We start from the raw sequence: 12,092 nt of genomic DNA on the forward strand, positions 1-12,092 counted from the left end.
ATCCGTTGGCTAACTGTTGGCCAATGTGCGCCACACCTATCAACCCTTCTCACGCCCCGAGGAAACCTGCTCATGAAACGCCTGCTGTCCCTCTCGATCAGCGCCGCCGTTGCCGCCATGCTCTGCGCCGGCGCGGCCTCCGCGCAGTCCCTGTCGATCGCTTTTGCCGATCCGCTTTCGTCGCTGGACCCGCAGCTCAACAACCATGCCGGCGACCGCTCCGTCGACCTGCATTTCTGGGACCTGCTGATCGAGAACAAGGACAACAAGCTGCAGCCGGGGCTGGCCCTGTCGTGGAAAGCGCTGGACGACAAGACCTGGGAGTTCAAGCTGCGCCGCGATGTGAAGTGGCAGGACGGCAAGCCCTTCGGCGCGGAGGACGTGATCTTCTCCTACCAGCGCGCGCGCAATGTGCCGGGCAGCGTGGCGTCGTACGCGGGCTACCTGCGCACCATCGAGTCGATGAATGCCAAGGATCCGTACACCCTGGTCATCAAGACCAATATCCCGAACCCGGATCTGCCCCTGAACCTGGCCTCGATCCACATCGTCAGCAAGCACGTCGGCGAAAAGTCCAGCACCGAGGACTACAACAGCGGCCGCGCCGTGGTCGGCACCGGCCCGTACAAGTTCATCTCCTATACGCCGGGCGATCGCGTGATGATGGCGCGCAATGATGGCTACTGGGGCGGCAAGCCGGCCTGGCAGCAGGTCAGCTACCGCTACATCAACAACGGGCCGGCGCGCACCGCCGCGCTGTTGTCCGGCGACGTCGATGTGATCGACAAAGTCTCGGTGTCGGACCTGGCCAAGCTCAAGCAATCGCCCAACATCAGCGTGTTTCCCTATGCCGGCCTGCGCGTGATGCTGCTGCAGCCGAGCTTCAAGCCCGGCCCCAATCCGTACATCACTGACAACGCCGGCAAGCCGCTGGACAAGAACCCGCTGCTGGATGTACGTGTGCGCCGCGCCCTGTCGCTCGCCATCAACCGGCAGGCGGTGGTGGGCCGCATCCTGCAGAACACCGCCAGCGTGGCCAACCAGTGGATGCCGAAAAACACCTTCGGCTACAACCCGGAGGTCAAGGACATCCCCTTTGATCCGGAGCAGGCCAAGAAGCTGCTGGCCGAGGCCGGGTTCAAGGATGGTTTCAAGCTGACCATCCACGCGCCCAACGACCGCTACCCGCAAGGCCCGGAGACCGCGCAGGCGGTTGCCCAGTTCTGGACTCGCATCGGCGTCAAGACCCAGGTGGAAGTGGTGCCCTGGTCGGTCTACTCCGGCCGCGCCAACAAGAACGAGTACGCGCTCAGCATGCTGGCCTGGGGCAACGGCACCGGCGAGGCCAGCTATGCGCTGGTCAACGTGCTGGCCACCGTGGATGCCAAGAAGGGCCTGGGCGCCTCCAACTGGGGCCACTACAGCAACCCGGCCGTGGACAAGGCCCTGGATGAATCCACCGCCGAGTTCGATGTGCCCAAGCGCGAGGCCATCCTGCGCCGCTCGGTCAAGTTGGTGTCGGACGATGTGGGCGTGCTGCCGCTCTACCACTACCAGAACATCTGGGCCGCCAAGAAGGGCCTGAAGGTGGCGCCGATGACCAGCGACCGCACCGCGGCGATGATGGTCACGCGCGACGGCAAGTAAGGCGGGCGAACATGGCACAGCTTCATATCACCCCAGCCGACGACCTGATCGACGTCGCGCGGCGGATTTCCGTGTCGGGACTGCGTCCCGGTGAAACCATTGCCATCGCCACGCGCACGCTGCGCGGCCGGGAGCTTGCCTGGGCCAGCGAAGCCACGTTCGCGGCGGACGCCGCCGGCACCGTGGACCTGGAGCGCGACGCGCCGCTGTCGGGCAGCTACACGGGCGTGAGCCCCATGGGCTTGCTGTGGTCCCAGCGCCCGGTCGATAGCGACAGCCGCGAGCAGTTCCATGCTGACGCCACCCGGCCGCTCGTGACCGAGATCACGGTGCGGGCCGATGGCGCGCAAGCACACGGCGAACTGGTGCAGCGCCTGGCGGCTGCCGGCGTGACCCGCCGGGAAGTGCGCGAGGACGGGCTGGTCGGCACGCTTTACCTGCCCGCGGGCCCCGGCCCGCATCCGGCGGTGATGGTGCTCAACGGCTCTGGCGGCGGCATCAACGAACCGCGCGCCGCGCTCTACGCCTCGCGCGGGTATGCCGCGCTGGCATTGGCATACTTCAAGGCGCCGGGGCTATCGGACTACATCTCCAACACGCCGCTGGAATACTTCGAGCGCGGCCTGCACTGGATCCGCGAGCACGTCCGGCCTGCGCGCGACTTCATCGCGCTGTCGGGCCAGTCGCGCGGCGGTGAGCTTGTGCTGCTGCTGGGCGCAACCTTCCCCGAGCTGGTCTCGGCTGTGATCGGCTACGTGCCCGGCGCGGTGGTGCACAGCGCGCAGAACGCCGCCGATCCCGCCATCGGCCGCGAAGGCCCCGCCTGGCTGCACCACGGCAAGCCGCTGCCGCATGTGTGGGAGAACAACCGCACGGCAAGCTGGGCGCCCTTTGACGAAGGCCCGGCGCCTCATCGGCATGAACGCGCCATCCTGACCGCGCTGCAAGACCCCGAAGCGGTGGCGCGCGCCCGCATCCGCGTGGAGGCGATCCGCGGGCCGGTGATGCTGCTGTCGGGCACCGACGATGGCTCCTGGCCTTCCAGCCTGTATGCGCGCATGGTGGCGGACAAGCTGGCCGAGGTGGGGCATGCGCACGACGTCAAGCACCTTGATTTCGAGCAAGCCGGCCACGCCATCCTCTTCCCGTATGTGCCGACCACGCAGATGGTCTATGCACATCCGGTATCCAGACGCATCAGCACCACGGGCGGCACAGCGGCGGCCAATGCCGTGGCGGACGAGCAATCGTGGATCGGCGTGCGCGATTTCCTGGCGCGCGCCGTGGCGCGCCACGCTGGCCAAGCCTGATTTGCCGAACAACAAAATCACTGAGTCAAGACCGAGAACCCCATCATGACCCAAGCCAATCCTGCCACCGCCGACGTGGTGGACAACGTTGCCGGCCTCGCCGCCGGCTCGGCCACCCACGCATTGCGCCATCAGCGTGAGAAGGTCGCCGCCGCCACGCAAGGCAGCTATGACGCACTGTTCGATCCCGCCCTTCCCGGCCTGCCGCTATCCGAGCGTCTGCTGGTGGCGCTGTACGCCGCGCGCCTTACGCCCGCGCCGGAACTGGTTGCGCATTACAGCGCGCGCCTGGCGCAAGCCGGCGCCGATGCCGACCTGGTCACCGTGGCCGGGCAAGGCAATCCGGATTCGCTGGCCGATCCGCGCCTGCGTGCCATCCTCGCCTTCACCCGCACGCTGATCGAGAACCCGGTAGCGGGCGACGAAGCTGCCCTCAAGGCCCTGCCCGCCGCCGGCCTGGCCACGCCCGAGGTGGTGACGCTGGCGCAGCTGATCGCCTTCCTGTCCTACCAGGTGCGCCTGGTAGCCGGCCTGAAGGCCCTGAACACCCTGCAATCCCAGGAGGCTGCAGCATGAGCGCACCCATCAAGGCAAACGGCTTCACCAACGAGGTGCTCGACTGGAAAGCCTGGCTGGACGTGGTCCAGGTGGACCAGGCCACGCCAGAGCAGATCGCGGTGCTGGAAGAAAGCCATCCCAAGGCCAAGGTATCCGACTACTACCTGTTCCTGGTGCATCAGCCCGAAATCCTGCGCCAGCGCTCCACCGCCTTCAACGCCATCATGTACGCCCCCGGCGGCATGGCGCGCGCCGAGCGCGAGCTGGCCAGCACGGTGGTGTCGCGCATCAACGGCTGCGTGTACTGCGCGTCGGTGCATGCCCAGCGCTTCGAGCAACTGGCCAAGCGCAACGATGTGATCACGCAGGTGTTCGAGGACCCGCATGCGGCGGGCACCACCGCGCGCGAGCAGGCGATCTCGAAATTCTCGATCGCGCTGACCGAGCAGCCGGATGCGGTGAATGCCGACACCTTGCGCGCGCTGCGCGAGGTGGGCGTGAGCGATGCCGAGATCCTCGACCTGATTCACTCGATCGCCATCTTTGCGTGGGCGAACCGGTTGATGCTGAACCTTGGGGAGCCGGTGTTTCCGGTTGAAGGGGGCTGAGGTAGTGTTAAGCGCTGCCGGCTTCGGCTCGCTTGACGTTAGCCTTCAATCTGGCTTGGCGCACTGCAATGCACCGCCAGCCAGACCGTAGGCTGTTGCGCATCCGTCCACGCCACGCGATGCCGGCAATGCGCCGGCAGATGCAGGTAGTCGCCGGGCTCGAGCGTGCGCGGCTCGGCCTCGCCATCCAGGTGCAGGCCTGCGCTGCCGCTCACAAGCAGCACCCACTCGTCCTGCGCGCTGTCGTACCAGAAACCCTTTGGGCTGGCCTGGCCGTTCGAGACGATGCGCTCGATCTTCAGGCCGGGCCGCTCCAGCAGGGCTTCGAAGCGCTCGGCAGTCCGGTCGACCGGCACCTGCGCCAGCAGGTTGCCCTGTGGCACGGGCGGCGGGTTGCCCTTGGCATCCATCATCGTCTCCGGTTGGGCGGCACGCCTGCCGCCCACGTCAATCGCCCGGGCCCGGGGCAAGCACGTCGCGCGCGCCGTTGCGGCCCATCGGCGAGACCAGTCCCGCCACTTCCATCTGCTCGATCAGGCGCGCCGCACGGTTGTAGCCAATGCGCAACTGGCGTTGCACGGCCGAAATCGAGGCCCGCCGGCTGGTGAGCACGAAGGAGGCCGCTTCATCGTATAGCAGGTCGGCCTCCACATCGCCACCACCTTCACCGAACAGGTCCGACGCCGCGGCCTCGGCAGGATCGCCCGCGAGGATAGCCTCGTCGTAGTCGGGCTCGCCGAACTGCTTCCAGTGCTCCACCACGCGGTGCACTTCGTCATCGGCCACAAAGGCGCCGTGCACGCGTTGCGGATAGCCGGTGCCCGGTGGCAGGAACAGCATGTCGCCCTGTCCCAGCAGGCTCTCGGCGCCCATCTGGTCAAGGATGGTGCGCGAGTCGATCTTGGACGAGACCTGGAAAGCCACCCGGGTCGGGATGTTGGCCTTGATCAGGCCGGTGATCACATCCACCGACGGGCGCTGCGTGGCCAGGATCAGGTGGATGCCGGCGGCGCGGGCCTTCTGCGCCAGCCGCGCGATCAGTTCTTCGATCTTCTTGCCGGCCACCATCATCAGGTCGGCCAGCTCATCGATCACCACCACGATGAACGGCAGCGTGCGCAGCGGCTCGGGCGCATCGGGCGTCAGCGAGAACGGATTGGGCACGTGCTCGCCCGCGGCCTCGGCGGCGCGGATCTTCTGGTTGAAGCCGGCCAGGTTGCGCACGCCCAGCGCCGACATCAGGCGGTAGCGCTTTTCCATTTCGCCCACGCACCAGTTGAGCGCGTGCGCGGCCTGCTTCATGTCGGTCACCACCGGCGACAGCAGGTGCGGGATGCCTTCGTAGACCGACAGCTCCAGCATCTTGGGGTCGATCATGATCAGGCGCACATCGTCCGGCGTGGCCTTGTACAGCAAGGACAGGATCATGGCGTTGACCGCCACGGACTTGCCCGAGCCGGTGGTGCCGGCCACCAGCAGGTGCGGCGCGCGCGCGAGATCGGTCACCACCGGGTTGCCGGTGATGTCCTTGCCCATGGCCAGCACCAGATGCGAGTTATGCGCGAGGAACGATGAGGCCGCCACGATCTCGGACAGGCGGATCATCTGGCGCCGCGCGTTCGGCAGCTCCAGCCCCATGCAGGTCTTGCCGGGAATGGTCTCGACCACGCGGATCGAGGTCACGCCCAGCGCCCGCGCCAGGTCCTTCATCAGGCCGACCACCTGCGCACCGCGCACGCCCATGGCGGGATCCACCTCGAAGCGCGTGATGACCGGGCCGGCCGAGGCGCCAACCACCGACACCGGCACCTTGAACTCCGCCAGGCGCTGCGCGATCAGGTTGCCGGTTTCCTGCAACTGCTCTTCGGTCACCTGCTGGATGTCCGCCGTGGCGGTTTCCAGCAGGCCCAGGTCCGGCAAACGGTAGTCCGAAATACGGGACGGCGGCGGCGTGACGGCAATGACTTGCGACGCCGGCACGGCGCTGGCTGCGGGTGCTGCGGATACGGTGGGTGCGGCGGGTGCGGCGGCGGCTACCGGCGCATCGAGCGCTACCACCTTGCCGACCACGGCCGGAAGCACGATGCGCGGCTTGGGCGCCGGCGGCGTGGCCGGCAGCGCTTCGGGCAGCGGAGCCGGTGCTTCTTCTATCTCAGGCGCGCGGCTGGCAGCGCTAGCCTCGCTGCGGTGCTCGACCAGCAGGTTGGCATCGAGAACGCCTTCGGCGATCTCTTCCTTGGCGTCTTCAGGTTCGGCTTCAGGTTCGGGGCCGCCTGCGGGCCTCAGGTCAGCTTCGGCATCCTGAACGAACAGGATATTTGCGGCTTGTGCTTCTACTTCTGGCTCCGCTTCCGGCTCTGCCTGGGCCCGCGCAGCCGGCTCGGCGGCGCCTTCCGGCTCCTGAAGCATCGCCCGTTCGTCCACCTCAGGCGCCAGGACAACCTCTGGCAAGGCAACCGCCTCGGGCTCGGCCAGGACAGCCACTTCGGTATCCATGGCGGACGGTTCGGCAACGACTTCGTCGCTGGCTTCGGCTGCTGCTTCGGCTGCTGCTTCGGCTGCTGCTTCGGCTGTTGCTTCGGCCGGGCTTTCGATCGAGGCTTCAGCCACGACCGGCGCTGCTACCTCGCTTACGGCACCGGTGACAACATCGGAGCCTGCCTCGGCGACAACAGCGGCGACCGCAGGAGCAGCTTCCGGCTCCGGCTGCGCGTCGGCCGCCGGAGCCGCAGGCCGCGTCGACTTCCAGGCGCTGGCCAGTGCGCTCAGCTCCGCCATCAGCGCCTCGGCTTCCAGGCGGAGCGCATCCAGCGTCACGGAGGGTGTCGCGCCTTCGCCGGCGGATTCCGCACGCGGCTGCGCAATCTGCGGGGCGTCAACGGATGCAGCGGCGGGAATGGCCATGTCCTCGGTGGACAGCACCGCCATAGGCTGCGGCTCGGCGGGCGCCACAGCGGGGACGGCCTCGGCCTCCAGCACTTCCGTTTCCTGCGCCTGGCCGGACAGCGCTTCAGGCTCCGCCGGCCCCGCTGGCACAGTGGCAACCTGTTCGCTTCGGTGCTTGCGCGCATCGTCGTCCTGCCCGACCGGCACGACAACCGGCATGACAACCGGCCGCACCGCGGCAGCTGTCGTCCCACTCTTTGCAGCAGCGGGCTGGGCGGGTTGCGCATCGGGTCGCACATTGGCTTGCGGCAGTGTCGTGATGGCCGAGCGTGCGCTCATCTGCGGCTGGCGCACTGGGCTGCTGGGCACGGTCGCGCGTGCAGCCGCAGCCGGGGCAGGGCTGGCTGCGCGGGCCTGCACTGCCGCCGCGGCACTAGCAGCAGCAGCGGCCGCCGCGACAGATGCCGCGCGCGCGGTTGCCGGGCTAGTGGCTTGCGGCTGGCTGGGGGTGCGCAGCGGCGCCGGCCTGGCGGGCGCCTTGGCTACAGGCGGTGGCGATGCGGGTGCAGGGGCCTCCGGCTTGGCGGCGCCCGGCGGCCCGGCCTGCTGCAGCCAGATCTCGCCCGGCTGCGGCGGCGAGTTGCGGGTGCGCGCCGGCGGCTGCCAGACTGGCTGGCGCCGCGCCGATACGGCTTCGATGCCCTTGTGGCGCGGCACATAGTCGGTCGAGCCCGGCACCGCGGTGTGCGTGGCGCCGAGGTGAGTGGTCTCCCAACTGTCCGGCTCGCGCGCGGCGCGGGCGGGCGGGCGCTGGGGCGCCAGTTCGGCCTCGTCCGGCTCCGGCAAGCTGGGCTTGCGCAGGAACAGGCTGCGCCAGGTTTCGCCGAACACCATCGGCGCGGCCAGGGCCAGCACGCCCAGCATCAGCAGCAGGCTGACGCTCCAGCCGAGCATGCCGGAAACCAGGGTGCCCAGCGCGCGCCCGGCGCTGCCACCCGACGTGCTGCCTGCCATGCCGCCCTCGCCCGCCGCGCCTGTCAGCGCTTCGAGCGAAGCGCTTGCGCACAGCACGATCAACGTGCCAAGCCATACGCGCAGCGTGCCGCGCCCACTGAAAAACCGGCGCTCGCCGGCGAGCAGGCGCGCCACCTGGCGCCACACCAGCGGCACAAGCCACAAGGTCGAAAATCCGAACCAGCCAAAACCCATTATCGAAACGCCATCATCAAATACCTCGGGCGACGATTGTAGCGGGTCTGGGCGCGGCGTTTCCGCCCAAGATGGCACTCGCAACGGAATATCGCCTGCTTTCCGGCGTCTGGCCCCCTCCCCCGCCGCGCGAACCCTGTACGCCGACGTCGGCATCCACCGGCGCAAAGGCGCGCCCACCGTGCGGCATGTGCGCTACTATGGACGAAGCCTGCCTCGAATCCACTGCCCGTTCTCACCGGCCGATTTCCATCGACCTAATCCCGAGCCAACCATGCAGACGCGCTACGCCGGACTGTCCGCCCTGGTGGTCGATGACCACCCGTTCCAGTTGCTGGCGGCGGAACAGCTGCTGACCCAGCTGGGTGTCAGCGACGTGCATTGCGCCGCGGACGGCCGCATTGCACTGGACCTGCTTGCCGCGCGCAAGGTCGACCTCGTGCTCTGCGATATCGAGATGCCAGGACTCAACGGGCCCGGCATGATGGACGAGCTGACCCGGCGCAAGGACCACGCCTTCGCCGGCGCCCAGCCCCTGTGGGTATGGGTGTCCGCGCTGCAGGACGACATCATCGATTCCCATGTGAGCCTGGCCGATTCGGTTGGGCTCGCCCACGTGCGCGCGGTGCGCAAACCGATCTCGGCGGTGGTGCTGGAAGAAATCCTGCAGGATGCGCTGGAGCGCGACCTCACCGCCGAAGCCCCGGCGGCGACCCCAAGCCAGCCGGATGACCGCGAGCTGCTGGCCGCGGTGCGCACGCCCGGCGCCATCTTCATCATGCTGCAACCGCAGTTCAGGATCAGCACCGGCGCGCTGGCCGGCGCGGAAGCGCTTTGCCGCTGGCGCCATCCGACCATGGGCCTGATCCGGCCCGACCTCTTCATCCCAAGGCTCGAGGCGCTGGGCGAGGCCGATGCCATCTTCCAGCTGGCGGGACAGCAATGCCTGTCGGTGCAGCGCCAGTTGCTGGCGCGCGGCGTGCGCATCCCGCTGAGCATCAATGCATCCGCGCAGACGCTGTGCCGGCCCGGCGTGCTCGACGCCTTCGACGCCATGGTGGAAGCCAGCGGCATGCCGCGCCAGTTGCTGAACATTGAATTGACCGAGGGCTACCCGGTCTGCGACACCCGTGCCCTGTCGATCGCGCTGAACCGCCTGCGCTTGCTAGGCTACGGCGTGGCCATCGACGATTTCGGGATCGGCATTGCCACCCTCAAGCTGCTGGCGGACCTGCCCTTCACCCAGATCAAGCTCGACCGCTCGTTCGTGGTGGCGGTGCCCGGCAACAGCCAGCGCGCGGCGATCTGCCGCAACGTCATCAACCTCGCGCGCGACCTCAAGCTGGAATGCGTGGCCGAGGGCATCGAGACCCCCGCGCAGCGCGACGCGCTGCAAGCCCTGGGCTGCGACCTTGGCCAGGGCTACCTGTGGTCCCCCGCGCTGCCGCCCGACATGTTCGTGGCCGAAACGCTGGGCCGCTGGACACCCTGAGGACGCCCTCAGGACGCCCCCGAGCGGCAGCTACGCTAGTTCCACTTGCCGTTGACGCCGCCCACGCTCAGGCGCCCCGCGCCCAGCAGCGCGACCGCGATGGCGCTACCCAGGAACATCGCCTGCAATTCCAGCGCCCAGCCACCGGTGTCGGCCAGCATGCCCAGCTGCTTCATATGGACGAGGCTCACTGCCACCAGCATGTTCACGACGACGATCAGCGCGGCGACCCGGGCCCACAATCCAAGGATCAGCAGCACCGGCGCCACCACTTCCCCGATATAGACACCGTAGGCCAGCACCACGGGCAGGCCGGCCTGCGTCACCACCTGCGTCACGAACCCCGGCCCGGCAATAAGCTTGGAGATCCCGTGCAGCAGGACCAGCACGCCGAGCACAATGCGCAGTACCGCCTTGCCCAGGTCCTGCGATGGCTGAGAACCACTCATGGTCGTCACTCCTTGTCCGGATCAGAAAATGAAAGCACGAATGAGCCGCCCGCAGCCGAAGCGCCTTTGGCTCCACGCGCGGCACGCATATTCACCTTAGTGCGCCGCGCGGTGAAGGTAAAGGCACAAGTTGCGCGGACGCGTCTCAGATCTGGCCGACGGGCCGGTGCATGCCAGGCTGGCGCGGCGGCTGCATGCCCGCCTTGCATGCCGTCTCGGGCAGGATGTCGGCAAGGAAATCCAGGAAGCGCCGCAGCGCCGGCGGCATGCCCTTGCGCGAGGGGAAGACCGCGTGCAACGTCCCGACCGGCATGATCCACTGCGGCAGCAGCACCTCCAGTTCCCCGCTCTCGATGGCATCGCGGCAGAACATGCGCGGCAGCATCGCCACGCCGATGCCCGCGATGGCGGCCGCGCGCAGCAGGGCGAATTCGTCGGTGACAAGGCGCGGATCGTACGGCACGTGGATCGACTGCCCGGTACTGCAGGTCAGCGTCCAGACATGCTTGCCGTCGTGCGGCTTCTGGTTGACGCCCGGCATGCCGTCCAGCGCCTCGGGCGTGCGCGGGCGGCCGATGCTGTCCAGCAGCGCCGGGCTGGCTACCAGCATGAGCGGGCTCTCGCCATAGGTGCGCACCACCAGCGACGAGTCGTCCATCACCTCGCGCACCCGCAGCGCCAGGTCGAAGCCTTCGGCAATCACGTCCACGCGGCGATTGGTGGCTTCCAGTTCGATGCGCACGCCGGGATTGGCCTGCATGAAATGCCCGATGGCGGGCGCCAGCAGGCTCTGGGCAATTGCCACGGGGCAGCTCACGCGCAAGGTACCGCCGGGCTGGTCGCGAGCCTGCTCGATCACTTCGCGCGCCGCTTCGGCCTCGGCCAGCATGGCGCGGCAGCGCTCGTAGTAGGCCTCGCCGATGGGCGTCACGCGCACCTGCCGGGTGGTCCGGCGCAACAATTGCACCCCCAGGTCGCGCTCCAGCTGGGCAATGCGCCGGCTGAGCCGGGACTTCGGCACGCCGCTGGCACGGCTCGCGGCCGAAAAACTGCCGTGCTGGACCACCTGGGCAAACAGGGAAAGATCATTCAGGTCTTGCATGGATCATCCTTGGCGGTAGGAGCGAGCCAGGGTAGCAGCCCGCCTGCGTTCTGCGCCTGGAACAATAAGTTCTATTTTGCCCCACTACCGGCATCAATAGCAGACCGCTATCTTTCATTCATCCAACCCGAACCCCAGTGGAGATGAACATGAAGATCTTGCAAATCGACTCGAGCGTACTTGGCGGCCATTCCGCTTCCCGCAGCCTGACCGCCAAGGTGGTCGCCGACCTGCGCGCCAAGCACCCCGAAGCCACCCTGACCGTGCGCGACCTGGACCAGGACGCGCCGGCGCACCTGTCCGGCGCGCTGCTGCCCGTGCTGGGCGGCCCGAAGGACGGCCTCAACGCCGTGCAGGAAAGCGAGCTGCAACGCACCGAAGCCTTCCTCAAGGAATTCCTCGAAGCCGACGTGCTGGTCGTCGGTGTGCCGCAATATAACTTCGGCATCCCCAGCCAGCTCAAGTCCTGGATCGACCGCATCGCCCAGGCTGGCCGCACCTTCAAGTACACCGAGACCGGCCCGGTCGGCCTGGCCGGCGGCAAGCGCGTGATCGTGGTGTCGTCGCGCGGCGGCGTGCGCCAGGACGCCAACGCCCTGGACCTGCATGAGCAGACCGTGGACGTGGTGTTCCGCTTCCTGGGCCTCACCGACATCACGTACGTGCGCGCCCACGGCCTGGCAATGGGCCCCGAAGCCCGCGAAGCCAGCCTGGTCGCCGCCAACGGCGCCGTGGCAGCCCTGGCAGCCTGATCCCGGCACGGCGGCCTCGCGCCGCCCAGTCCAGCGTCGAGCGCAAAACGCCCGCCCGCAGTCATGCCGGCGGGCGTTT

The 12,092-nt window shown here is 68.1% G+C and carries 8 protein-coding genes and 1 pseudogene; 5 read left to right on the plus strand and 4 right to left on the minus strand.

Going from position 1 to position 12,092, the window contains the following annotated elements; translation table 11 throughout:
• Nucleotides 1-72 precede the first annotated feature (72 nt).
• The 3 genes and pseudogenes from AC1RQK_RS28540 (at nt 73) to AC1RQK_RS28550 (ending at nt 4,123) form a co-directional block, all read left to right on the plus strand.
• Complete coding sequence (locus AC1RQK_RS28540; protein ID WP_492812576.1) at nt 73-1,647, plus strand: ABC transporter substrate-binding protein; 1,575 nt, start codon at nt 73-75, stop codon at nt 1,645-1,647.
• An 11-nt stretch (nt 1,648-1,658) separates the two neighbouring features.
• A complete protein-coding gene (locus AC1RQK_RS28545) occupies nt 1,659-2,957 on the plus strand; it encodes an acyl-CoA thioester hydrolase/BAAT C-terminal domain-containing protein (RefSeq protein WP_492812578.1) in 1,299 nt (432 codons plus the stop codon).
• A gap of 45 nt (nt 2,958-3,002) precedes the next feature.
• Nucleotides 3,003-4,123 (plus strand): annotated as a pseudogene (locus AC1RQK_RS28550) (CMD domain protein).
• A 38-nt stretch (nt 4,124-4,161) separates the two neighbouring features.
• On the opposite strand, the gene AC1RQK_RS28555 reads toward AC1RQK_RS28550, so the two are convergent.
• Both AC1RQK_RS28555 and AC1RQK_RS28560 read right to left on the minus strand, forming a co-directional pair.
• Nucleotides 4,162-4,536 carry a cupin domain-containing protein gene (locus AC1RQK_RS28555; protein WP_492812580.1) on the minus strand — a complete coding sequence of 125 codons (375 nt, stop codon included), beginning with the start codon at nt 4,534-4,536 and terminating at the stop codon, nt 4,162-4,164.
• Nucleotides 4,537-4,570: 34 nt separating this feature from the next.
• Nucleotides 4,571-8,218, minus strand: a complete 3,648-nt coding sequence (locus AC1RQK_RS28560) for an FtsK/SpoIIIE family DNA translocase (RefSeq protein ID WP_492812581.1) — start codon at nt 8,216-8,218, stop codon at nt 4,571-4,573.
• Between the two features lie 274 nt (nt 8,219-8,492).
• Between AC1RQK_RS28560 and AC1RQK_RS28565 the strand changes: the two genes are divergently transcribed.
• On the plus strand, nt 8,493-9,710 hold the full coding sequence (locus AC1RQK_RS28565; RefSeq protein WP_492812583.1) for an EAL domain-containing response regulator: 1,218 nt from the start codon (nt 8,493-8,495) through the stop codon (nt 9,708-9,710).
• A 35-nt stretch (nt 9,711-9,745) separates the two neighbouring features.
• On the opposite strand, the gene AC1RQK_RS28570 is transcribed toward AC1RQK_RS28565, so the two are convergent.
• Both AC1RQK_RS28570 and AC1RQK_RS28575 read right to left on the minus strand, forming a co-directional pair.
• Nucleotides 9,746-10,159 (minus strand): DoxX family protein, encoded by a 414-nt coding sequence (locus AC1RQK_RS28570; RefSeq protein WP_492374846.1) that lies wholly within the window; start codon nt 10,157-10,159, stop codon nt 9,746-9,748.
• Nucleotides 10,160-10,304: 145 nt separating this feature from the next.
• Nucleotides 10,305-11,261 (minus strand): LysR family transcriptional regulator, encoded by a 957-nt coding sequence (locus tag AC1RQK_RS28575; RefSeq protein ID WP_492812585.1) that lies wholly within the window; start codon nt 11,259-11,261, stop codon nt 10,305-10,307.
• A 149-nt stretch (nt 11,262-11,410) separates the two neighbouring features.
• Here AC1RQK_RS28575 and AC1RQK_RS28580 point away from each other — a divergent pair, with 149 nt between their 5' ends.
• The gene (locus AC1RQK_RS28580) at nt 11,411-12,013 is read left to right on the plus strand and encodes an FMN-dependent NADH-azoreductase (RefSeq protein WP_416048637.1); all 603 of its coding nucleotides are present in this window, start codon (nt 11,411-11,413) and stop codon (nt 12,011-12,013) included.
• Nucleotides 12,014-12,092 lie beyond the last annotated feature (79 nt).

The organism is Cupriavidus sp. GW822-FHT02D05 (assembly GCF_058802485.1).